Genomic DNA, 22,864 nt, shown 5'->3' with positions numbered 1-22,864 from the left:
AGGGATTCCCCCAAATCCCCAGCTTCCGCCCGGCATGCGGACGGGCCGCCGGCCCAGCTGCTACCCGGGGTTCCGTTTCCACCATTCGGCGAGGAGCCGGCGGGCCCGGTAAAGGCGCCCCTCCACCGCCCGGGTGCTGCATTTCATGATGGCCGCGCACTCGGCATGACTCAGGCCTTCCAGGCTGGAAAGCACGATCGCCTGATAGAGACGGGGTGGAAGCGCCGCCAGTCCCCGGGTGAGCCTGGCCAGATCGGCCGCACCCATCACCGCCTCGTCGGGGCGCGCATCCCGGCAGGCCAACTCAATTCCATCGAGGGGCATCGTCGGGCGGCGGCGGCGCAGCCGGTCCCGGCAGAGATTCAGCGCGATCCGGTGGAGCCAGGTGGACAGGCGTGCCCGGGGCGAAAAGCGCGGCAGAGCCCGATAGGCCCGGACGAAGGTGTCCTGGCATGCCTCGCGCGCATCCTCCTCGTCGCCAAGGCAGTGGTAGCACAGCCGATGGACGCGCTGCTGATGGCGCTCGACGAGATCGCGGAAGGCTTCGTCGTCTCCGCCCCGGGCCGCCTTGATCGTGGCCGCCTCGGTGCGCTCATCCTCACGTCTGCCGACAGGGAGGGTCGCGTTGTCAGGGATGGAGGAGTCGATCATGGGTCCACTGGCGCAGCTTCTCGGCCTGCTCGGGATCGAGCTGCTCCTTCATCTCGAAAAAGTGGTCGAGGGTCAGATGCTGGAGTTCTCCCTGCGCCTTGTGAAGTTGCTCGAGCGCCTCCGCGATCGCGGGTGAATCCGCATCGTCGGATCGAATCGCCGCCGCGAGGGCGCGCTCGGCCTCGGCGATCTCCCCGAGCAGGACTTCCTGCCTTGCGGCAAACCGACTCTCGGCCGATTCGAGCGCTTCCTGCTGGGCGGGCGACAGGACGAGGTGCTGATGCATCCACTGGTGAAAATCGGCTTCCGGGTCGTCCTGCGGGTGGAACCAATGCAGGACGACGAGGCTCGTGCCGGCTGCCAGCAACACCGTGGCAAGTGCCCAAAGAAAAACAGCCGTCGCGCGCTTCACCGGGAAACAATGGGCAGTTCGGCGGGAAAGACCGCCGGTGGCTCCGTCGCTGACGGCTTCTGGAAGTTCTGGGACCACACCACGATCATGGCGGCGGAGGCCACCGAAGCGATGGCGGTGATCCCGATGCCGAAACCGGTCAGGATGAGGGGAGTGCGCCGCGCCTCCTCCCGGGCGAGGGTCACGACCCGGTCGGCAAAGCCGCTCGGCAAGGGCGCGGGCCAGCGCGACCGCGCACGCTCCAAAACATCATCAACCCCATCCGGCATGGCCAGAGACATACCTTCCCCCGGTGCCGGTTCAAGAATCAAGAGGCGGTTTCCCCATCCACGCCCCCCACCCCCGCCCCGCCGGGCCAAGGCGGTGCCGATCCGCAGGTACGCAAAAAGGCCCCCCACCAGTTTCCCGGTGAGGGGCCTCATGCCGGACCTTTCGGTCCATCCCTTTCTCCCACGTGAGAGTGGAAAAGAAGGAGGGGTTTGGGAGTTCGCCACGCTCTCTTTCCCCGGTTGACTGACATTTGGCGCCCGATTCCACCCGTCGAGTGTCATCGGCTGTCAGTTCCCCGACGCCGCGTCATGCCTGCGAAGGACGATTCGCCTGCCTTTCCGGCTCCGCGGCGGAGCCGGCCGACGGTGTCGCCACCACCGGCTTGTTGGGTGAGACTTCTTGGCCCGACTCCCTCACGTCTGCCGACGTGTCGGTCTTCGGACCCATGAAGGATCAACTCCGCTGAGAACGGTGTCATTCCCCCTTTTGGTTTGTCCCAGGTCGGCATCCCAGCCGCGGGCGGCACGGGATCGTTTGCCTTGGACGACGGGTCTTGTCTCTTACCCCTCACATTGCGTTCCTTTTCTCAGACGGACGATTCCGTTCCCGGAACCTCCCGTTCTTTCGGACCTTATCGTCCCTCCCGCGGTCATCGCCTTGCCAGGCGCCTTCCATCGAGTGGTCTCAGTCCGCGATGAGTGGTTCCCTTTTCGTCCCTCCCGGTTGCGACACCGGGCGGATTGTGCGGCCCTTCGCTGATCGTCCATTGGCCGCGGGATCCTTTCCCACCACACTGGCTCACAGTAGCAATGATCGGTCTTGGACCGACTGTGTCCGCCTCCATTCCTCCACAACTCGGAGGTCCGGTGCGTGACTCGGTTTCGCGACAGCTTGTGCGGAATCCATTTCGGTCCGGCCGGACCCATTCCGCGTCGCTCACCGCCTCATTTCCCGGTCGCTTGCACGCGGAGCGGTGCGACCCGCCCCGGGGAAATGGGTGACATTGGCCTCGGACCATCCACGATTCGAAAATCCGGTGGTATCCAAGGGGCCGGGAACGCCAGTTCATCCCGACCATTTGCCGGACTTTCGCCCGGCCTCATCCTGGATCCGCTTCCCGCCCCGAAGGGCTCTCCACGCATCCCGTTCTGTCAAAGATCGTTGTTCCGTTCGGAACGCTAAAGACTAAATCAGAGGGCCACTGATCCGTCAACATAAAATCGGCATAAAAAGTTGATTCTTAGCATGTTGTGAATATCCTGCGAATAACTCGAGCGCCTCATCTAAGAACCAGTGAGTTATGACGAACCAGACTTGTTCACACCTCCCGGCACGGGACTCACACCGCGAAAAAACACCGAGGAATGCGAGCATTCACGTGCCCATTTCGCGAAGTTTCCGCCATTCATCGATCAGGCTGGAATCCACTTGTCTAACCGTCTTTTCTAACATGTCGCATGCCGTGTCGATCTCGACCGTCCGCAAGGCGGGAGGCACGGTCTGATCGAGCACCTTGAAAATCTCCGACAGGTACCGCAGCAGGACGCCTTCGCTGCGCTCGAGTCCGTAGCGCTTCACGTAGTCCTCGAAGCTCTCGTGCCGCTCGACCATTTCCCTGGCCACCGACTTCGGGCGCACGCCGGCCTCCTTTGCCCACGGGTGCTTCACGACGAAGGCGTTGTAGGTCGCGTAAATGAACTCCTTGCCAGGCTTCGGATGCTCGACCTCCATCAGCCGCTCCATCCGCTCCTCATACTCGACGCCCTCGGCCTTCATCTCGGCGACCAACTCGTCCTTCGCCCGGTCCACCTGCTTGCGCAGCACGGCTCCAGGATCCTCAACGATCGCCTCAACCAGGGACAACACGTTCAAGGCGTAGTCGCCATCCTCCGGATCGAGCTGCGGCAGGGTCTCCAGCAGATAGAGCCCGAGCGTCTGGTGCATCGAGAAGTCATCCGGCAGGCGGTCCTGCAGGAGCACCTTCGCCGGACCGGTCCGCTCGCCTGCCGGGATGATCTCCAGCACCCTGCCCTCCACCAGCGCCCGGAAAAGCTCGAAGCCGCGACGGCGCAGCGCCGCCTTGCCCGACTCCGTCTCGTGGCAGTCGCGCACCAGTTTTCTCACGGCGGCACAGCCGTCCTCATCCTCGCGCGAAAGCATCTGCAGCAGCAGGCCATGGCTCATGCGGAACGAGGAGCGCAGGGCCTCAGGGGGCGATTCCTGAAGCTTGATGAAGGTCTTGTCGTCCCAGTTCACGAAGCCCTTCTCCGGCGGGCGCTTCTTCACCGCCCGGCTCTTCTTGCCCTTCGCCGCGGCCTTCTCCTCGGCCTTGAGGTTCTCGATCACGTGCTCCGGTGCCTGCGCGATCACATAGCCGATGTCGTCGAATCCCCGGCGCCCCGCCCTGCCGCAGATCTGCTTGAAGTCGCGCACGCTCAGAATTGCCGTACTGCTTCCGCCGTACTTGAAGAGCTGTGTGAAGAGCACGGTGCGGATCGGCACGTTGACCCCCACCCCGAGCGTGTCCGTGCCGCAGATCACCTTCAGCAGGCCTCCCTGGGCCAACTTCTCGACCAGCACCCGGTACTTGGGAAGCAAGCCGGCGTGGTGGATGCCGAGGCCGTGCCGCAGCAGCTTCTTGAGGTCCTTTCCGTACGGGCTCTTGAAATCGGCATCCTCGAGCTGCTCCGCGATCCGCTCCTTCTCCTCCTTCGAGCAGAAGTTCCGGCTCATCAGGTTCTGCGCCGTCCGTGCGCAGCCGAGCTGGGTGAAATGCACGAGGTAGATCGGCGCCTTCCCGGACTCGACCAGCTCCTCGATCTTCTCCTCGAGCTGGGTCGTGCTGTATTCGAACTCCAGCGGCACAGGTCGATCCTCCGACCTGACCAGCACGGTCGGCGCCCCGTTGAGGCGGCTCAGTTCCTTCTCGAAAAACGAGGTCTCACCCAGGGTGGCCGACATCAGGAGGAAGCGCGCCTGGGACAGGGTCAGCAGCGGCACCTGCCAGGCGATCCCGCGGTCCGGATCCGAGTAGTAGTGGAACTCGTCCATCACCACGTCGTCCACCTCCGCCGCCGCCCCCTCGCGCAGGGCGAGGTTCGAGAGGATCTCCGCCGTGCAGCAGATCACGGGGGCCGACGCATTGACCGTCGCGTCGCCGGTGATCATCCCCACCCTTTCGGCACCGAAGGTCCGGCACAGCGACAGGAACTTCTCGTTGGCCAGCGCCTTGATCGGCACCGTGTAGTAGCAGCGACGCCTCTTGCAGATCGCCCGAAACTGCAGCGCCAGGGCCACCAGCGACTTCCCCGAGCCGGTCGGCGTGTTGAGGATCACATTCTTGCCACCGAACAGCTCGAGGATCGCGGCTTCCTGGTGGTCGTAGGGTTCGATTCCCGACTCGATCACCCAGTCGAGAAAAACTCCGAGAATCCCGTCGTCGGAGTCGGGATCGGCAACCTTGGCGGCGTCAAGCTCGGGCATCGGCCCGGACCCTGAACCATGACCCCGCCGATGCAAGATCGACCGGGTTCTTGTCATCGTTGCGGCCCGCGCCTGCCGATGACCGGGATGCCGCTTGCAATCGGCATCGTCGGTGCTTTGCTCTCGTCGACTGCAGGTCACGGCACGTCGATGGAAACTTGGAAGACATGGCTGAAAGCAACCGGCGCGCTCATCACGGCGGTGGTTCTTCTCCAGTGGATCGTGCTTCCGGCCTGTCCCTGCCAACTCCGCGCAATGTTTGCGCTGACTCTCAAGAGCGTGGCTGAAACCCCGGGGGGATTCAGGAACGCTCCCGGCCCCGATCAACTGGCCCAGCACGGGCCGCGGAAATCCTGCTCTTGCTCCGACCACGCGGCAGAGCCATTCCACGCGGCTTCATCCGAGGTCAACGCGCCGGTCGTGGTGATGGCCCCGATTGCCGGCGACAGACTGTGCCACGCACCACTGCTGCGCCTGGAGGGCATCTCCCGGCCCACTTCGGGCACCGACCCGCCGGGCGGTGGAGTCCGCCTTCACCTGCGCCTGCAGGTTCTTCTGGTCTGATGATGGAACGGGCGACCCCGCCGGCGGCTTGAGGCTGCCGTGATCGGTGCGCCCGTCTTCCGCGGCCGCCCGTCTTTTTGCGGGTGGCTTCCACCATGCCTCCGGGCGGCTTGATGCCCGGGTTGCTCCTTCACCCCTTTCCATCGTCATGACTTTCAAAATGAATACATCCACCTGGCTTCTCGCTCTGCTGCTTCCGGCCTGCCAGGGGCCGGACTCCCCATCGGCGGCGGGTTCCGACCCCTCGCCATCGATCCAGGCCGCCAGCGGCCCCAAAACCCCGGCCCAAGTGCCCGCCGAGGTCTCGTTGGAAGACGTGTGCTCCCTCGCCCTCAAGCACCATCCGGATCTACGTCGCTTCCCGTACGACGACCGTGCGGCCGACGCGCGCCGGCTGATCGCCGGGCGCCCGCCCAACCCCTCGGTATCGCTGGAGCTCGAGGATTTCGCCGGCAACGGCGTTTATTCCGGCACCCGCTCGGCCATCTACACCGCGACGCTGGTGCAGTTGCTGGAGACCGGCGGCAAGCGTGGTGCGCGGGCCGCCGAGGCCGGGGCGGCGCAGGCCCGGCTGCGGGCCGACTACGAGACGCGCCGCCGCGAGGTGCTCGAACAGGCGTCGCAGGACTTCGTCGAGGCACTCGCGGAGAAGGAATCGCTGGCGCTCGCCGAGCGCGAACTCGAGCTGGCCGAAAGCGGCCTGCAAAGCGTCGGGTCCCAGGTCGAAGCCGGCCGGGCGACCGAGTCGCAACGCAAGCTGGCGGCGATGGCGGTCACCCAGGCCAAGCTCGAGGTGCGCAGCTCGCGGCGAGGCTTCGAGCGGTCGCTGGCACGACTGGCGGCGCTGTGGGGCGGCGGCTCGAAACCGTCGCGTGTGCGCGGCCTGCTGACACCGCCGCCGAAGGGCCTGCCGTCGCGCGCACAACTGGCGGGAGCCCTCGAGTCGCATCCCGAGGTGGCCGCCGCCCGGCGCCGCGAGGACGAAGCCCAGGCCCGCGTGAAGCTGGCCCGGGCCGGACGCTATCCGGACGTCGAGGTCGGCCTCGGCGCGCGCCACGACCGGGCCAGCGGCGACGACGCGCTGGTGCTGGGCGCCAGCGTGCCGCTGCCATTGATCGAGACCGGCCGCGACGGGGTAAAGGCGGCCGAGGCCGAGGCCGCTTCGGCGGCGCTCGCAATCGAGTCGGCACGGCTCGACCTGCAGCGGCGCTTTGAATCCGCGTGGGCCGCCTTCGCCGACGGCCACGATGCCGCGGTGACCGCGGAAAACGAACTCCTGCCCGGTGCCCGCGAGGTCTTTTCCAGCATCGACGAGTCCTACCGACTGGGCCGCACCGGCTTCCTCGAGTGGCTCGAGGCGGGGCGTCAGCTCGCCGCCGCCAACCGCCGCTGGCTCGAGGCCCGCCGCGATTATCAACAGGCCGCCGCCACCCTTCAGGCGCTGACCGGCCAATCCCTCTAACCATTCCCGTTCCGCCATGAAAATCATCCCACTTCCATTCCTGATCCTCCCCACCCTCGCCGGTGCCGCACTGGATTCCGTAACCCTGCCCGAGGGCGCCGTCGAGCGCCTCGGCCTCGGCATCGAAGAACTGCAACTCGCGCCGGTCTCCGACCCGGTGACGGCCACCGGCCAGATCATCCTCGATCCGCTGGCGACCGCCGTGGTCGCCTCGCCGGTGAGCGGCCGGGTCGAGACCGACACCCTGCGCCGCGGAGCACGGGTCGAGAAGGGCCAGGCCCTGCTCACCCTCCGCAGCGCCGAACGCGCCGCGGCGATCACCACCTACCTCGACGCCGAGCAGCGCCTGCGTTTCGCACGCGACGCCTATGAAAGGGAGCGCGACCTCGAGAAGCGCAAGCTGACCACCACCGAGGCCCTGCGCGAGCGCGACCTCGAGATGGCCCGCGCCCGCACCGCGCACCTTTCCGCGATCCAGGAAATGCACCTGCTCGGGATCTCCGAAAGGAAGCTGCACGACATGATCGACGAGGAACCGGTGCGCCTCGACCTCAGCGAGCACGTGGTCACGGCTCCGATCAGCGGCATGATCATCGACAAGACGACCACCCCGGGTGCCCCGGTCGAGCGGAATGTCGAGTTGCTGACCATTGCCTCGCTCGATCACCTGCTGGTGCGTTTCCAGGTGCCGCTGCGGGGGGTGGCGCGGGTGAAGGAGGACCGCCCGGTGCGGTTCCGGGCCATCGTCGGCGGCGCCGGCGAAGGCACCGCCACGACCATCGGACTGCTGCCCTCGGCCGATGCCGAGACGCTGTCCGCCACCGCCGCGGCCCGGCTCGAGAATCCCGAGGGCAAATGGATCGCCGGCACGCCGGTCGAGATCCTCCTCGATGACCCCGGGGCCCCCGAGTTGCCCGCGGTGCCGGTCGGCGCGGTGGTCGAAATCGACGGTCGCACCTGCGTGTTCGTCGCCGAAGGCGGACCGGTCTTCCGCCCGCATCCGGTCGAAGTAGTCGCCGAAAGCGGGGAACGCCTCGGCCTGAAGGGCATCGCCACCGACGGCACCCGCGTCGTCACCCGCGGCGCCGCGCTGCTGCTGGCAGCCTGGGAGGAAACGCACGCCGCCGAGTAACCCCGAACCCGAGAGTCATCATGCTTTCCCGATTCGTTCAGGCCGCGCTGTCCAGCCGGCTGCTGGTCATCATCCTCACGCTGCTGCTCGTCGGCCTCGGCTGGCGCGCCTTCCGGGTGCTGCCGATCGACGCCTTTCCCGACATCACCACGACCCAGGTCCAGGTGATCGTGAAAGCCCCGGGCATGACGCCCGAGGAGGTCGAGCAGCGCATCACCCATCCGCTCGAAACCGAGATCCGCGGGATCCCGAACCAGACCGTGCTGCGCTCGACGACCAAGTACGCGCTGGCGGCGATCACCATCGACTTCACCGACGACACCGACGTCTACTGGGCGCGGCAGCAGGTCAGCGAGCGCATCGCGCAGGTGCTGGCCGGGCTGCCCGACCAGGTCGAGGGCGGCCTGGCCCCGATCACCACCCCGCTCAGCGAGGCCTACATGTTCCTCGTCGAGAGCGACCAGCGCGACAACCGCGAGTTGCGCGGCCTGCTCGACTGGTCGATCCGCCCGCGGCTGCTGTCGATCCCCGGCGTCGCCGACGTCAATGCGCTCGGCGGCGAGGTGCGCACCATCCTGGTAGAGCCGCGACCCGACGCGCTGGCCGGCTACGACCTGACCCACGCCGATGTCGCCCGGGTGCTGATGGAAAACAACGCCAACGCCGGCGGTGGCAACGTGATCCGCAACGGCGGCGTCTATCTGCTGACCACCGACGGGCGGCTGCACAGCGAGAACGACGTGTCCGGGCTCACACTGACCAGTCGCAACGGTCAGCCGATCCACCTCCACGACGTCGCCGACGTTCGCATTTCCCGCCTCACCCGCTTCGGCGCGGTGACGGCGGACGGCCAGGGCGAGGCGGTCGAGGGCATCGTGCTCACCCGTCGCGGGGCGAACACCCGCGAGACGGTGCAGGCGGTGAAGGAACGGATGGAGGCGATCAAGGCAAGCCTTCCCGGCGACGTCCGCATCACGCCCTTCTACGACCGATCCGAACTGATCGAAACCGCGACCTCCGGCGTGACCACGGCGCTGCTCCAGGGCGTGGTGCTGGTATTGGTGGTCCTCGGCCTCTTCCTTTTCAACGTCCGCAGCGCGCTGACCGCCGGGGTGATCCTGCCACTCACCGTGCTCGGAGCCTTCTTCGTCATGGAGCGCGTCGGCCTCACCGCCAACCTGATGTCGCTCGGCGGCATCGCGATCGCGATCGGCATCCTGGTCGACTCGGCGGTGGTGATGGTCGAGAACATCGACACCGAACTGAAGAAGTCGGACGCCGGCCACCGCATTGCCATCCTCCGCCGGGCGGCGGGCGAGATGGCGGTGCCCATCCTTTCCGGGGTGGTCATCATCATCATCTCGCTGGCCCCGATCATGAGCCTCACCGGGATCGAGGGGAAACTGTTCCGTCCGCTGGCGCTGACGGTCGGCATCTCGCTGCTGGTCTCGTTGCTGCTCAGTCTTACGGCAATTCCCGTACTTGCGAGCATCCTGATGAAGGGTGGTGCCGGGCGCAGCCCGGTCGTCGCCTTTCTGATGAAGATCTACCAACCCCTGCTGGGGATCTTCCTCAAGCGCCGTGGGATCGCCGGTCTGGCGGCAGTGGCGCTGCTCGGCGCCAGCCTGTGGGTTGCCTCGCGCACCGGCCGGGAGTTCCTGCCGCGGCTGGAGGAGGGCACGATCGTGCTGCAGTTCGAAAAGATCCCGTCGATCCCGCTGCAGGAGTCGCTGGAGATCGACGATCGGATCGCCGCCGACCTGATGAAATTCCCGGAAATCACCGGAGTCGTCTCGCGGGTCGGGTCCGACGAACTGCGGCTCGACCCGATGGGCCTCAACGAGACCGACTGTTTCCTCGTCACCAAGCCCATCGACGAATGGCCGGATCCCGACCCGGCGGCCCTGGAGAAGAAGATCCGCGAGGTGCTGGCGAAGTATCCGGGCGTGGTCAGCGGCTTCACGCAGCCGATCGACATGCGGGTCTCGGAAATGATCTCCGGCGTGACCTCGGCGGTGGCGATCCGGCTCAGCGGGAGCGAACTCGCGATGCTGGAAACGCTTTCCTCGAGCATCGAGGAAGTCGTGCGCGAAACGCCCGGCGCGCTCGACGTCGCGCGCACGCCGCTCAGCGGCCAGCGCTACCTGAAGGTGGTCATGCGCCACGACGCGCTGGCGCGGGCCGGGATCGAACCGGCGGCGGTCAACGACCTGATCTCGCGCGCCGTCGGCGGCGAGGTGGTGACCGAGGTCATCGAGGGCATCCGGCGGATCCCGGTGCTGATGCGTTTTCCCGAATCAACGCGCAAGGATCCGGCCGCGCTCGGCGCGCTGACGGTGCGCAACGCCGCCGGCCACCCGGTGCCGCTGGCCGACCTCGCCGAGATCCTCGAGGAGGACGGCCCGAGCCAGATCGGCCGCGAGGACGCCGAGCGGATGATCGTGATCGAGTCGAACGTCGAGGGCCGCGACGTGGTCGGCTTCGTCAACGACCTGCGCCAGCGCATCACCGAAGCCGTTCCGCTGCCCGAGGGCTACCGGCTCGAATTCGGTGGTCAGTTCGAGAACGAAGCCCGGGCCGGCAAGCGGCTGGCGCTGGTGGTCCCGGCGGCCCTGCTGGCGATTTTCCTGATCCTCTACTCGACCTTCGGCAACATCCGCCAGGCGCTGCTGATCCTGCTCAACGTGCCCTTCGCGCTGATCGGTGGGATCCTTGCGCTGGCGCTGGCCGGCTACTATCTCTCGGTGCCGGCCTCGCTCGGCTTTGTCGCGCTGCTCGGCACCGCGGTGATGAACGGCGTGGTGTTGATCAGCTACCTCAACCAACTCCGCGAACAGGAGGGCATGGACATCGAGGAAGCCGCCCGGGCCGGGGCCGAAAGGCGTTTCCGCCCGGTGATGATGACCGCGCTGCTGACCGTGATCGGCCTGGTGCCGCTGCTGCTGGCGAGCGGTCCGGGGTCGGAAATCCAGAAGCCGCTGGCGGTGGTCGTCATCGGCGGCACCGCGACCTCGACCGCACTGACCCTGCTGCTGCTGCCGGCCATCTATGCCAGCCTCGAGGGACGCTTCGCGAAATGGCGGCGTGATTGACCCCGGCACCGGGAGGATCTATCGCTCCCGCCATGGAATTCACCAACGTCACCGCCCAGGCCGCCGGCAACGTCTATTTCGACGGCAAGGTCATCTCCCACACCATCATCACCGCCGACGGTGCCCGCAAGACCCTCGGGGTGATCCTGCCCGGCACCTACCACTTCGGCACCGATGCGCCGGAGCGGATGGAGATCGTCGCCGGTGCGTGCAGCCACGTGCTGGATGGCTCGGACGAATTGATCGCCACCGCCGCCGGTTCGGCCTTCGAGGTTCCCGGCAAGTCGGGCTTCACCATCACCGTCGAGGGCGGGCCCTGCCACTACGTGTGTAGTTTTCTGTAAAGGACCGCCGATCTCCGAATCGGCATTCTTCGGGCTACCCGCCTGGAGCTCGAAAGATCTGTTCGATCCGAGCAGCCCCGTCGGGGCTCAGCAGCAGTAACATCCTGAGCTGCGCAGGATGCATCCCAAGCACCTGTTTTCGCACGTGTGTGGCTTCCCTTTCTTTCCACGCAAGCCTGGAAATGCCGGGTTCCGCCCCGGGATAACCCTGCTCATCAAGAAGTGGAAAGACCGCCCCTCCTTTGCCCAACAGACCAGGAGCCTCGCCTGTTGAGAAATCGCCAAAATCATCTTTAGGCTCACGGTCAAAGGAACGGCACGCACTTGCCAGTGACAACCAACTCTGTGCTTGATCCTCCAGCATCGGGGAATCGCTCTCCCGCATACTCTCCAACATCGGCAACCATGTGATCGCTCGCTGATCTTCGGTCAAACTGCATAGATTCCAAGGGGCGTAAGCTTCATCCTTCAGCCAGCGATTGGCATCCACGAGATCCAAGATGGGACCGTAGGAAGTGATCTGGTAGCGCTTGCCTTCGTGAACGAACTCGCCGCTCGCATTGTCGACCGCAGTCCGAAAACGATGGAAGGCCTGCTGGCTCAACGCCTTCAGCGAAGCTTCGGCCTGCGTCACCTGCTGGTCAGTCAGCCCGAAACCTTCTTCCAAGCTCGCGAGATACCAGCGGTTCAACCGCTTCCTCTGCAGTTCGTATTCTGCAGCGGGCGCGGTGCCGGGATCGTGGTCGAGGCCTAGATTCTGAAACTCGGAGATGATCCAAAGGACCTCGACTTTTGTCATACCCTCACGGATCCGTGCGACATAAGTCTCGGGAGTTGCTGGCGTTCCGGACCCTTTTTGACGCGAATCAGTCTCTCCCGGGTTCGAGCGAACGCGCTGAGCGTTGTCCCTCGCGGATGAGGAAGACTCTCGGTCAGCCTCGTTACGCCAGACCAAGAGACCCGCGGCCAACACCATGAGCAGTAGCCCACAGCTCTGATACCCTCGCCTGTTCAACGACGACACTTTACTCAAGCTACGCGTCCGAAGGCGATTCGATTCCACCCATTGCTGCTGACGAACTGGGCTCGATTGCGTTGCCAGCTCAAGATGCCGATTCGGAGATCGGCGGTCCTACCCGAAAAGTGGAGGGCGGAGTCGGTGCCCCCCGGCCCGTGCTCCGCCCTCATTTTTCCTCTCCTAAGGGAAATCTTCAGGCATCGAGACGCAGCGCCGCCTTCTGCGCGGCGCTCTTGGCATCGCCCTTCGCCCCGCCATCGCCTCCCGCCTCGGTGAGACGCATGCCGACGCGCTTCGAAACGCCGAACTCTTCCATCGTGACGCCATACATCACGTCGACGCGGCTCATGGTGCGCTTCGAGTGGGTCACGATGATGAACTGCGAGCGATCGACGAAGCGGTCGAGCACCTTCACGAAGCGGCCGATGTTCGACTCGTCGAGCGGTGCGTCGAGCTCGTCGAGCACACAGAACGGACTGGGCTTGATCATGTAGATCGAGAACAGCAGCGCGACCGCGGTCATCGAGCGCTCGCCACCGGAGAGGAGCGCGATCGACTGGAGTTTCTTGCCGGGCGGCTTGGCGACCACCTCGATCCCCGACTCCAGCGGGTCGCTCTCGTCGATCAGTTCGAGGTCGGCCTTGCCCTGCTCGCCGAAGAGTTCCTTGAACATGTCGCGGAAGTTCTTGCGGACCTGGGCAAAGGTCTCGCTGAAGCGGCGCTGGGTTTCGACGTTGATCTTCTCGATCACCTCGAGCAGCTCGGCCTTCGAGGAAACGAGGTCCTCGTAGTTGTTGCGCACGTCGTTGTGGCGCTCTTCGAGCTCCTCGAATTCCTCGATCGCGTCGACGTTCACCGGCCCCATCGAATCCAGGCGGCGCTTCAGATCGCCGACGCAGGCCTCGACAAATTCCCAATCCGGCTCGCCCTCGATCTCGGGCGGCAGTTCGACCGCTTCGTCGGTGCCGTCGACCACCATCACGGGCGCCTCCTCGTCGTCGCCCTCTTCGCGGGCTTCGACCAGGCGTGAGCGCCCGCGACCGGCTCCCTTCTTCTGGGAATCGATGCAGGTCAGCAGGGCGTGGGCATCCGGCTCGAAGGCGGCGAGCTCGACGTTGTGGCGCTCAAGGACGGCGTTGGCCAGGTTCTCCAGGCGCAGCTCGACCTTGGTCAGCGCGACCTCTTCACGTCCGCGCTGCTCGGCCATTCTGGCATGCTCCTTGCGGGCGCCGGAAAGTGCGGCCTCCGCCGCATCGATCACCTCGAGCAGCTCACCCCGACGGCCGAGACGGGACTCCAGCTCGGCTTCCAAATCCGTGGCCTCGGCCTGATGAGTCTCGATTTCCGTCGCAAGCTCCTCGTTTTCCCTGGCGGCCGAGTCGATGCGCCCGACAAAAGCCTGGATCTCGGTCTCACGCCGGACCGCGATCTCGCGGAGTTCGTTGAGTCGCGCCTCCATCGGCTGCTGCTGCTCTTCCTGGGCCTGCTTCGCCTTGCGCTCCACGGCCAGGGCGGTCCGACTCTCGTTGAGGGCATCCGCCAGCTCGGACTCCTCGCGGTGCGCGCCCTCAAGCTCTCCCTGCAGGCGGCGCTGATCCGCTTCGATGGCCTCGAGCCGCTCGCGGGCGGACTTGAGTTCCGACTCCATGCTGCTGCGCCCCTCGATGGCCGACTTCTCACGGTTCTCCAGTTCGCCTCGCTCCCAGCGCACGTTCTCAAGCTTGCTTTCCACGCCCTCGACCTCGCGCCTGGCGAGCGACTGCTGACCTTCCAGGGTCGAAAGCTCGACCTTGTGCCGCTGGACCCGGTCGCGGGCGGTCTCGAGCGCCTCCTGCCAGCCGGTCACCGCATCCTCAAGTTCGCCGACGCGGTCCCGGGCCGACTTCTCGGCGGCGGTCAGATCGGCGACCTCGGTTTCGAGATCGCGGACCTCGTTCTGGCGCTCCAGCACCGACACGTCGCCCTCGCCCGCGGCGCCGCCACGGATGATGCCCTCGGCACCGATCAGCTCGCCGCAGCGGGTCGCGAAAACGACACCCGGCAGCTCACCGCGGAGCCGCACCGCCGTCGCCACGTCGTCGACCACCAGCACCCGGTCGAGCAAGCGCTCGACCACGCCTTGAACCTTGGGATCGACCTTCACCGCATCGAGCGCCCAGGTCACCGCGCCATCCGGCACGGCTTCCATCTGCGTGCCCCCGCTGGCCTGGACAAAGCTCCGGGGCAGCACGGCGGCGTGCCCCAGCTTCTGCTCGGCAAGGCGCTGGATCAGGGTCTCGGCGATGTCGGTATCGGCAACCAGCACCGCCTGAAGGTGCGAACCCAGCGCGGCTTCCACCGCCCGGGCACATTCGGGCTCGGCCTCGATGAAGCCGGCGAGCACGCCCTCGATGCCCGGCTTGAAACGATCGGGCTCATCGAGGCCTTCCAGCACCTTCCGGGTGCCCGCCTCGAAGCCCTCGCCGCTGTCGACCAGTTGCCGCAGCACCTCCAGCCGCGACGAGCGCCGGGCCAGGGTCTGGTGGGCCTCCGATGCCGCCGTGCGTGCCGCGTCGAGATCGCCCCGACCGTGCTGATACTTCCGCTCGGCGGTCTGGAAGGCTTCCTCCAACTCGGCCGAGCGCGAGGCGTGCTCCTTGAGTCCGGCTTCGATCTCGGCGACCCGCTCGGCCGCCGTCTCCAGCTCGTGATTCAAGCGCTCTTCCTCCTCGGCGAGCTGGCGTGCCCGCTCGCGGCTGGTCTCCAGCTGCGCCTGCGAGCTTTCGATCTTCGCCTGCATCGAGGCGATCATCGTCTGCGTCCGGTTCGACTCGTTGCGGGCCTCGCGCAGCTTGCCTTCCAGGCCCTCGCGATGCTCGCGCGCCGCCCGGGTGCGCTCCTCCTGCCCGGCAATCTGGATCTCCATCTCGGCGATGGTCCGCGCCAGCTGCTCCAGCGCCTCGTTGGCCGCGGTGAAGTCGAACTCCTGCTGCTGCAACTTGTCGCGGGTCGCCTCGATCTCCTCCTTGTTCTGGCCGATCCGGCCTTCGAGCTCGGCCTTGCGCTCGTTGTTGAACGCCATCCGGCCTTCCGCCGCACTCAGGGCGTTGCGGTGCTCGTTGAGCTCCTGGCGCAGCTCGGCCAGCGCGCCTTCGAAATTCCGGGCCGCCTCGCGGGCCTCGGCCACCGCCAACTCCTTCGGCTCCATCTCGCGCTCGAGCTGATCCTCGTTGGCCTCGAGCGAGCGAATGGAAGTCTTCAACTCCTCCAGCTCGGCGCCAAACTCGACGAAACGCTTGTGGGCCAGGTGCGTGTCGAGGATGCGGACGTCGGTCGCCAGCGTCTGGTAGCGCCGCGCCTTCGCCACCTGGCGCTTGAGCGAATTCATCCGCCGCTCCTGCTCGGCCAGCACGTCGCTCACCCGCAGCAGGTTGGCCTCGGTGTACTCGAGCTTGCGCAGCGCATCCTTCTTCTCGCGCTTGTATTTCGTGATGCCGGCCGCCTCCTCGAAGACCGCCCGGCGCTCCTCCGGCTTCGAGGAAAGGATCTGGTCGATCTGACCCTGGGCCATGATCGAGTACGCCGTGCGCCCGATCCCGGTGTCCATGAACAGGTTGTGGATGTCCTTCAGGCGGCACAGCGTGCCGTTGATCCGGTACTCGCCCTTGCCGTCGCGGAAGACGCGGCGGGTGATGGCCACCTCGTTGTAGTCCACACCCAGCGATTCCTCACAGTCGGCCATGGTCAGGGTCACCTCGGCCATGCCGAGCGGCTTGCGCTTCTCGGTGCCGTTGAAAATGACGTCGGCCATCTCGCCGCCGCGCAGGGCCTTGGCGGAGGTTTCACCGAGCACCCAGCGGATCGCGTCGACCACGTTGGATTTGCCGCAGCCGTTCGGACCGACGATGCCGGTCACGCCTTCGTGGAATTCAAAGCGGGTCTTGTCAGCGAAAGATTTGAAGCCGTGGATATCGAGGCACTTGAGATACATGGAGAGGAGGGTTGGAGTTGGAGAGGAAACGGAGCCCGGAGGGATACCCGGACGCTTTCCGCAGCCTAGCGGCTCAGCCGGACTGAGAAAGCCCTGAGCCCACGAAACACGACTTGTGGTATGTTCGCGTGCAATTTGCTACCACATATTGTGCACATCGACACTTAATTCATCTTAACCAATCTGCACAGCCTACCCCACTCCCGGCCAGATTCAAGGCGGTCACACTTGTCGCTTGATTTGTCATACAACTCCGCGTCTTCTCGGCTCATGTCCGACTTTCTGACCGTCTCCCGCGAAGCCCACGACACTCTGGTTTCCAAGCTCTACCAAGCCCGCGGCTTCACCGCCGACGAGTCTGCGGAAGGCGCCCGCCTCGCCGCCGAGGCCGCCCGCCACGGCATCCGGACCCACCACGCGCTGAAGGCACTGCACCTCGACCACCTTTTCGGCTCCGCCACCGGCGGCTGCACGCCGGGAGCGGAAATCGAGGTCGTCGAGTCGCCCTTCAAGGCCAGCGAAACCTGGAATGCCAACCGCAAGCTCGGTCAATCGGTCGCCTACCGCGCCATCGACCGCTGCATCGAGCTTGCCGACGAGTTTGGCATCGGCCAGGTCTCCGTCGACAACGCCTTCCACTACCTGTGGGGTGGCGGCTACGTGATGGAGGCCGCCGAACGCGGCTACATCGCCTACACCAACTGCACCTCGGCACTGGCGGAGGTCGTCCCCTTTGGCGGCAAGTTCCCGACCCTCGGCACCAACCCCCACTCGTGGGGATTTCCTACGACGGATGCCGTAGGTTTCCCCCTGGTCAGCGACTGGGCAACCTCGGTGGTCGCCATGGGCCGCGTGCAGGCGCTCAAGCGCGAGGGCCAGCCACTCCCGCCCAATGCCGCAGTGGACAAGGACGGCAATCCAACGACCGACCCGAACGAGGTCGCGGCCCTGCTCCCCTTCGGTGCGCACAAGGGCTACGCGATGTGCCTGCTCAACGAGCTCTACGGCGCACTGATCGGCGGCTCACTGCCAACCCTTCGCGGCCGCGCCGCCCAGGCTCCCGAGGGCGAGAAGACCACCACCGCCTTCTACTTCCAGGTCATCCATCCCGACGCGATTTCCGGCAGCGCCTTCGCCAAGGGCCGCGACCAGATGGAGAACCTCAAGCAGGTGCTCGCCGACATCTTCGGCCACGGCAACGAGGGCTGCATCCTCCCCGGCCAGTTCGAGGCCGAGGCCCGCCAGCGTTCCGACGCCGCCGGCGGTCTCCACTTCACCGCCGCCGAGATCGCCGAGTTCAACGAACTCGCCGCCGAGATCGGTGCGCCCGGGTTGGAGGCGATGTGATTTCGGAGGATCGACGTTCCTGTCACTCCGCCAGCGGTTCGTGGAAGGATGGAACTCGACGGGATTTTTTGGATCCTCGCTCTTGAACGGGGCGGTCGGTGGCTCCGCGGATGCCGAGTCAGACGAACCGACGATGACCAGGAAGACCAGGCCTGCCCACAGGTGCGCCGAGAGCGACTTCATGGACACTTCTCACGAATGTCGGCGGTTCATGCAATGGCTGATGGAAATGTCCCACGCACTTCAGCCACCGTCCGCGACCACGCGAACAAAGAGCGTCGTGTTGGTCAGGAGACCGGCGTCGAGGGTGATGGTCACGGTTTCCACCGGGTCTCCGGAGTCGCTCGTCTCACTGATCGGTGTGAAACCGGTCCAACTACCCTCGGCCAACGTGTCTGACCACTCGTAGGTGAAACTCGCGCCGCTGAGCGAGGGCTTGCGGCGGGTGTAGCTGAGGGTGCCGGCGGTCGCGTCAAGTCCGGTCGTGATGGGGCTGACCGAGGATCCACGGGTCGGGTCGAGACCCCAAATCCTTTCCTCGTCGTTGCTCAGCCCGTCGCCGTCGAAGTCGTCGCCCGGCGTGCCGAGGTCAGCGGGGGCGTAGGTCGCAGCCCAGTTGTCGTAGTCACTGCCGACCGCGGTGGAGACGACCGTCAGCGGATCGGATAGAGCGAAGAACCGCAGGGAGTTGGTCGCCGTGGAGTTGAAGTCCTTGGTCCACTTGGCGGGATCGGAAATGCTGCCGGTTCTCACCTTGAGGGTATCCGGTGCGCCGCCGAGAGGTTGTGCGCTGGCCACCGCCCCATTGGTTTCCGTTCCGGTGAAAGTCTTCCCTGTGATCCCGGTGTTTCCGAGTTCATCCCTGTCCAGAGGCGCGTCGAGGTTGCCGTCCCAGAGCGCGGCGTTGCTGGCGGCGATCATGGTGGCCCCGTCGAGGAGGAAAACGGCCACACCGCCATCGACTCCCGGATGGGTCCCGGTGTTGTCGCGCGCGTCCACCGACGGAGTCGAGCCGATCGCTTTCCATGTCGCATCGCCCAACCCGGCCGCATCGGCGAGACCCTGGACGAAGCTGTTGTAGGTTGAAATGTCGGTCGAAATCGCGTCAGACGTGGCACTGGTCACGAAGGCCAGCCGATAGGTATCCCCGGCCGCCCAAGCGGCGCCGGTGGCGGGATTGATGCCGCCATTCGCGGTGACGTCGAGAATCCCCAGTTCGCCCACCAGATCCGGCAGCGGCTGCACGGTGATGACGGTGTCGTCAGGGATCGCGGAACCGGTATCGAGCGCATTTCCGCCCAGATCCTCCAGCGTTGCACCCGCCGCCACCTGCACCTGCAGCAGACCCGGGCCCGTCGGCAACACCACCAATTCGAAGACCGCGGGATCGGCAGTGGCGCTGACACTCTGGATCGTCACTGGTGCGGTGGAACCATTCTCGAAATCGTCGGTGCCGATCGTCGCGGCATTCATGGCATCGTCGAAGGTCACCGTGTAGTTCACCGGGTCGCCGGGAAAGACCGGACCGCCGGAGACATTATCGACAAATGACAGGAGGCTGGGGGCGATGGTGTCGCTGGTGACCGTGATGATGGTGTCGTCCGGCGGTGCGGCACCGGCATCGAGGAGGTTTCCGGCGACATCCTTGAGGGAGGCGGTGGGCGCGATCCTCAGTTGGAGCGTTCCCGTGGTGAGGGCGGTCGCCACCACTTCGAACACGGCCGGGTCCGGGGTCGTGCTGACGCTGTCGATGGTGACCGGCGTGCCGGAAGCGTTGTCGAAGTCATCAAGGCCGACGGTGAAGGTGTTCATGGCCTCGCTGAAAGTCACCATGTAGGTCACCGGATCGTTGGCGAAGACCGGGCCACCACCGAGATCATCGGAGATGGAAACCAAGGTCGGGGCAGTCGTGTCGGAGCCGTCCACGACCACCAAAGGATCGGAGATTGCAAACACCCGAAGCGAACTCGATGCCTCCGCATTGAAGCTCTTCGTCCACTTCGAGGCATCTCCGATTTCACCGGTCCGGACCCGCGGCGGATCCTCGCCGGAGCCGCCGAGCGTCCGCCCGTTGGTCACCGCCAGACCATTCTCCTCGGTTCCCGTAAACGCCTTGCCCGTGATCCCGGTAGTGCCGAGTTCATCGATGTCGATCGGTGCCTGGAGACCGGACCAGATTGAATCGCTGTTCGATGAGATCCTGGTGGCTCCATCGACGAGGAAGACGGCCACTCCCTCGGTGTCAATGTGGTCGCGGGCATCCACCGTGGCGGTCGAGCCGATCACCTTCCACTTCACATCCCCCAGTCCTGCCGCCACCGCGAGCCCCTGGACAAAGGCATCATAGGTCGAGATATCGGTCGAGATCGCGTCGGTCGTGGCACTCGTGACGAAAGCCAGACGATACGCATCCCCTTCCTGCCAGGGATCAAAAGTCGCGGGGTTGATGCCGCTGTTGAGGCCCAGGTCGAGCAGACCCATCTGTCCGCGAAGGTCGAGATCGATCTGGAATGTTGCCGGCACGGCGTCACCAGTTGTTGGAACCACCGAGTAGGTCACGAGTCCGGACGTCGGAGGCGAATTGTCTGTGAAGGTGGTGGCGGTGCCGGGAAGGGATGCCGCGAGCACGGTGCCATCGCGCGAGACGGTGATCCCGTCGTAGGCCATGTGATTCGTCCAGGTGAGCACGAAGCTCCCCGGGTTGCGTTCCACGTCCAGGTCGGTGATCCCTCCATTGAAGCTGAGGGTCAGGGGATCGCAGGGGGCACCCGGCATGGCGAATTGCAGTTCGTAATTCCGCACCCCCGGCAGCGCGGAGGCATCCAGAAATGTTTCCGACCCAACCGGCGCCGCGGCGGCAATTTCCACCCCGTCTCGCAGAACCCGGACGTTGCTCGGCAGTTCGGTGCCGTTCTTCCAACTCAAACTGACCCCTCCGGCCGGAGCGCCCTCGGCGCGGAGCCGGAACGGGCAGCGCCCCGGAACGAGCAGGGACATCGCGTCGCCCATGGCGAGCCCGATGTTGGTGTAGGTCTTCGCATTCCGGTTCCAGTGGAAGCTCTGGTTTTCAGGAGAAAGATCGACGGGCTGCCAGAACTCGAGGTCCTCGTAGCCAGCACGCGTATCGATGACGGCCACACTGCCGTCAAAATCGGGATAGGTCGCGCCATCGGCCATCGCCATCTGTGCCATTTCGACCACGCTGTAATCGGGCTCCCCTCCCATGCCGGTGGTGGCGATCACAAACGGCAGGTCGGGCACTCCAAGATCCGTGCGCATGTCGCGGATGAAATTGGCCATGTTGACCTCGTATTCGGCGCTCGAGGTCTCGCTGATCCGGTCGTTGTAGCCCTGATGCCAGCCGAAGCCGATGATCTCGTAGCCGCCTCCGTCGTAGTCGGGGAAATAAGTCGACAGGTTGTTGGTCGCTTCGCTGACCAAGCGGAGGATCTCCTGGTAATAAAATCCGGCATCGCCGTCTGCGAGCGGCACCGGATCCTGGCCCGAACTGGGCGGTCGGAAGTCGTTGGCCAGGCTCTTGCCGCCCCAGGCCGCCTTCACGATCAGAATCTGCTCCTCGCGAACATCACCCAGCAGGTGGCCGAAACCAAGCTCCGGGCCGACGCAGTCCGGCGCCGAGGCGAAGCCGACTGTCAGACCTCCGGCACTGGTGTCCTGATCCCGAATCCAGACGTCGTCTCGGATCCGCCAGTTGCCACTGCCATCGACGAGAAACTGATAGTCGCCGTCAGGGTCGTTTTCGACGGTGAACTCGAGCGTGCCGGGTGTGGTGACCGGGGAAACCTCACCATGTCCGAGCATGTTCGACTGGCCGGCAAGAATGAAGATCTTGACCGGGCTGATGCCCGCCTGCTGGCCATGGAGCGCCAGATAGGCGTCTGCGAAGGCGCTGCCCAAGTCCATGGTTCCCTGGGCCGTGAAGTGGAGATTGTCTCCGCCGCTCACTTCGAAGCCGTCCGTATCGATCAGATAGGAATGGGCGTCCGAAGCCGCGAAGTTTTCCTGGGCCGTGCGGATGCCGGACAACTGCGTCGGGGTCAGTCTCGTCTGGTCCACAGAAAGCCGACTGAGGAAGAACGGCAGGTCGGCGCCGTAACGGGACCGGACGTCCCCGACAAACTCGACCAGATCTGCCTCGTATTGAGCCGCAGTGCGGTCATCCATGCCATCGGACTCGCCCTGAGTCCAAAGCATGCCGACGATTTCGTACGTATGGCCTGCGGCGGTCAAAGCCGCGAGCCCGTCGGTCACCGTCTGCCGGAAGACCGCGTAGTTTGCCTCGCGGGTGGGATCCCATGAGGAATAAAGGGTGGTCCCGCCCTGGGCATACTTGATCAGCGCAAAGTTCTCGGAAGGCAGTGTTGCCGCAAGATCCCGGCCGAAGGTGATCTCCGGGCCAAAACCATTGATCCTCGGCTGCAACGAACCGAGCACGGGGGTGGTGGTGCCGGTGCGGTCGTAAAACAGCACGTCCGTCTGCGGGGCCTGCAGTTCGGCAGGAAGACCCGACGCGCTGGCCTGGCCAACCATGTTCGACTGTCCGGCAAGGAGAAACACCTTGAGGTGAGCGGCTCTTGCCGGGGAAGCGAGAAGCAAACCCAAGGCCGCAACAAGGATCGCCGTGGTTGCATGCGGTTTTGTGACCATCATGAGAAAATGATTGAGGAGGAAGGAGGCGAAGGGAACTGCTTCAAGGCGCCGAGCCACCGCGCCGCCAAAAGAATCGGGAGACGAAGGATCCCGCATCGCATGGAACGGGCTTCACCGGTGCACCCGACCGCGCAAAATTCAGGCGGCCGGGCGACGCGATTCAGACCGCCCGCCGACGGCGCAGCAGGAGGAATCCAAGCACCGAGCCCAGCGAGGCGAACACCGACGGCTCGGGGACGGCTATGACGACATCGTCGTAGCTGGTGCCGAAGCGGATTTCATCGACCGCGTAGGCGCCGTCGCCCTTGCTGGCAAAAGTCACCGTGTCGAAGGCGGTCTGGTCAAGCGTGGCGGTATTGGAGGCGACCACGCTTCCCTGGTTCAGGGCGGCATCAGGGAGGTAGATGTTGATCGTGTCGGTCGCTCCGAAAATCATTTCGCCGACAAC

General features: G+C 65.4%; 14 protein-coding genes. 6 read left to right on the top strand and 8 right to left on the bottom strand.

What is annotated here, in order from left to right:
* Nucleotides 1-60 precede the first annotated feature (60 nt).
* The 4 genes from ACG2LG_RS20440 to ACG2LG_RS20425 form a co-directional block, all read right to left on the bottom strand.
* On the bottom strand, nucleotides 61-651 hold the full coding sequence (locus tag ACG2LG_RS20440; RefSeq protein ID WP_396262186.1) for an RNA polymerase sigma factor: 591 nt from the start codon (nucleotides 649-651) through the stop codon (nucleotides 61-63).
* Complete coding sequence (locus ACG2LG_RS20435) at nucleotides 629-1,063, bottom strand: periplasmic heavy metal sensor (protein WP_396262184.1); 435 nt, start codon at nucleotides 1,061-1,063, stop codon at nucleotides 629-631. Before ACG2LG_RS20435 ends, ACG2LG_RS20440 begins: the two co-directional genes overlap by 23 nt.
* Nucleotides 1,060-1,332, bottom strand: a complete 273-nt coding sequence (locus ACG2LG_RS20430; protein WP_396262183.1) for a hypothetical protein — start codon at nucleotides 1,330-1,332, stop codon at nucleotides 1,060-1,062. Before ACG2LG_RS20430 ends, ACG2LG_RS20435 begins: the two co-directional genes overlap by 4 nt.
* Nucleotides 1,333-2,707: 1,375 nt before the next feature.
* Nucleotides 2,708-4,816, bottom strand: a complete 2,109-nt coding sequence (locus tag ACG2LG_RS20425; protein ID WP_396262181.1) for a DEAD/DEAH box helicase — start codon at nucleotides 4,814-4,816, stop codon at nucleotides 2,708-2,710.
* A gap of 87 nt (nucleotides 4,817-4,903) precedes the next feature.
* On the opposite strand from ACG2LG_RS20425, the gene ACG2LG_RS20420 reads away from it, so the two are divergent.
* From ACG2LG_RS20420 to ACG2LG_RS20400, 5 genes are all read left to right on the top strand, one after another.
* Entirely contained in the window at nucleotides 4,904-5,380 is a 477-nt protein-coding gene (locus ACG2LG_RS20420) for a hypothetical protein (protein ID WP_396262179.1), read from the top strand.
* A gap of 160 nt (nucleotides 5,381-5,540) precedes the next feature.
* The gene (locus ACG2LG_RS20415; protein ID WP_396262177.1) at nucleotides 5,541-6,842 is read left to right on the top strand and encodes a TolC family protein; all 1,302 of its coding nucleotides are present in this window, start codon (nucleotides 5,541-5,543) and stop codon (nucleotides 6,840-6,842) included.
* A gap of 16 nt (nucleotides 6,843-6,858) precedes the next feature.
* Nucleotides 6,859-7,974 carry an efflux RND transporter periplasmic adaptor subunit gene (locus tag ACG2LG_RS20410; RefSeq protein WP_396262176.1) on the top strand — a complete coding sequence of 372 codons (1,116 nt, stop codon included), beginning with the start codon at nucleotides 6,859-6,861 and terminating at the stop codon, nucleotides 7,972-7,974.
* Nucleotides 7,975-7,994: 20 nt separating this feature from the next.
* Nucleotides 7,995-11,066: an efflux RND transporter permease subunit gene (locus tag ACG2LG_RS20405; RefSeq protein WP_396262174.1), complete on the top strand. Its 3,072-nt coding sequence runs from the start codon at nucleotides 7,995-7,997 to the stop codon at nucleotides 11,064-11,066.
* 20 nt (nucleotides 11,067-11,086) lie between these two features.
* Nucleotides 11,087-11,410 carry a pyrimidine/purine nucleoside phosphorylase gene (locus ACG2LG_RS20400; RefSeq protein ID WP_396262200.1) on the top strand — a complete coding sequence of 108 codons (324 nt, stop codon included), beginning with the start codon at nucleotides 11,087-11,089 and terminating at the stop codon, nucleotides 11,408-11,410.
* 34 nt (nucleotides 11,411-11,444) lie between these two features.
* Here the strand turns inward: ACG2LG_RS20400 and ACG2LG_RS20395 are convergent, their stop codons facing one another.
* Complete coding sequence (locus tag ACG2LG_RS20395) at nucleotides 11,445-12,209, bottom strand: hypothetical protein (protein ID WP_396262173.1); 765 nt, start codon at nucleotides 12,207-12,209, stop codon at nucleotides 11,445-11,447.
* A gap of 412 nt (nucleotides 12,210-12,621) precedes the next feature.
* Complete coding sequence (gene smc / locus ACG2LG_RS20390; protein WP_396262171.1) at nucleotides 12,622-16,398, bottom strand: chromosome segregation protein SMC; 3,777 nt, start codon at nucleotides 16,396-16,398, stop codon at nucleotides 12,622-12,624.
* Nucleotides 16,399-16,668: 270 nt separating this feature from the next.
* Between smc and ACG2LG_RS20385 the strand changes: the two genes are divergently transcribed.
* Entirely contained in the window at nucleotides 16,669-17,745 is a 1,077-nt protein-coding gene (locus ACG2LG_RS20385) for an Ldh family oxidoreductase (protein WP_396262169.1), read from the top strand.
* Nucleotides 17,746-17,988: 243 nt separating this feature from the next.
* On the opposite strand, the gene ACG2LG_RS20380 is transcribed toward ACG2LG_RS20385, so the two are convergent.
* Both ACG2LG_RS20380 and ACG2LG_RS20375 read right to left on the bottom strand, forming a co-directional pair.
* Nucleotides 17,989-22,416, bottom strand: a complete 4,428-nt coding sequence (locus ACG2LG_RS20380; RefSeq protein WP_396262168.1) for a sialate O-acetylesterase — start codon at nucleotides 22,414-22,416, stop codon at nucleotides 17,989-17,991.
* A gap of 160 nt (nucleotides 22,417-22,576) precedes the next feature.
* Nucleotides 22,577-22,864, bottom strand: a 288-nt coding sequence (locus tag ACG2LG_RS20375) for a PEP-CTERM sorting domain-containing protein (protein ID WP_396262166.1), incomplete at its 5' end; no start/stop codon positions are given.

Origin of the sequence: Haloferula sp. A504 (genome assembly GCF_044385805.1) — a bacterium.
Classification (GTDB): domain Bacteria; phylum Verrucomicrobiota; class Verrucomicrobiia; order Verrucomicrobiales; family Akkermansiaceae; genus Haloferula.
The sequence above is the reverse complement of the archived record's forward strand: the minus strand, read 5'-3'. Positions and strand labels throughout refer to the sequence as shown.

Bases quoted from the DNA above. Each gene is read 5' to 3' on its own strand.
- ACG2LG_RS20440 (WP_396262186.1), bottom strand. From the start codon at position 651: ATGATCGACTCCTCCATCCCTGACAACGCGACCCTCCCTGTCGGCAGA.
- ACG2LG_RS20430 (WP_396262183.1), bottom strand. From the start codon at position 1,332: ATGCCGGATGGGGTTGATGATGTTTTGGAGCGTGCGCGGTCGCGCTGG.
- ACG2LG_RS20425 (WP_396262181.1), bottom strand. From the start codon at position 4,816: ATGCCCGAGCTTGACGCCGCCAAGGTTGCCGATCCCGACTCCGACGAC.
- ACG2LG_RS20420 (WP_396262179.1), top strand. From the start codon at position 4,904: ATGCCGCTTGCAATCGGCATCGTCGGTGCTTTGCTCTCGTCGACTGCA.
- ACG2LG_RS20415 (WP_396262177.1), top strand. From the start codon at position 5,541: ATGAATACATCCACCTGGCTTCTCGCTCTGCTGCTTCCGGCCTGCCAG.
- ACG2LG_RS20410 (WP_396262176.1), top strand. From the start codon at position 6,859: ATGAAAATCATCCCACTTCCATTCCTGATCCTCCCCACCCTCGCCGGT.
- ACG2LG_RS20405 (WP_396262174.1), top strand. From the start codon at position 7,995: ATGCTTTCCCGATTCGTTCAGGCCGCGCTGTCCAGCCGGCTGCTGGTC.
- ACG2LG_RS20395 (WP_396262173.1), bottom strand. From the start codon at position 12,209: ATGACAAAAGTCGAGGTCCTTTGGATCATCTCCGAGTTTCAGAATCTA.
- smc (WP_396262171.1), bottom strand. From the start codon at position 16,398: ATGTATCTCAAGTGCCTCGATATCCACGGCTTCAAATCTTTCGCTGAC.
- ACG2LG_RS20385 (WP_396262169.1), top strand. From the start codon at position 16,669: ATGTCCGACTTTCTGACCGTCTCCCGCGAAGCCCACGACACTCTGGTT.
- ACG2LG_RS20380 (WP_396262168.1), bottom strand. From the start codon at position 22,416: ATGATGGTCACAAAACCGCATGCAACCACGGCGATCCTTGTTGCGGCC.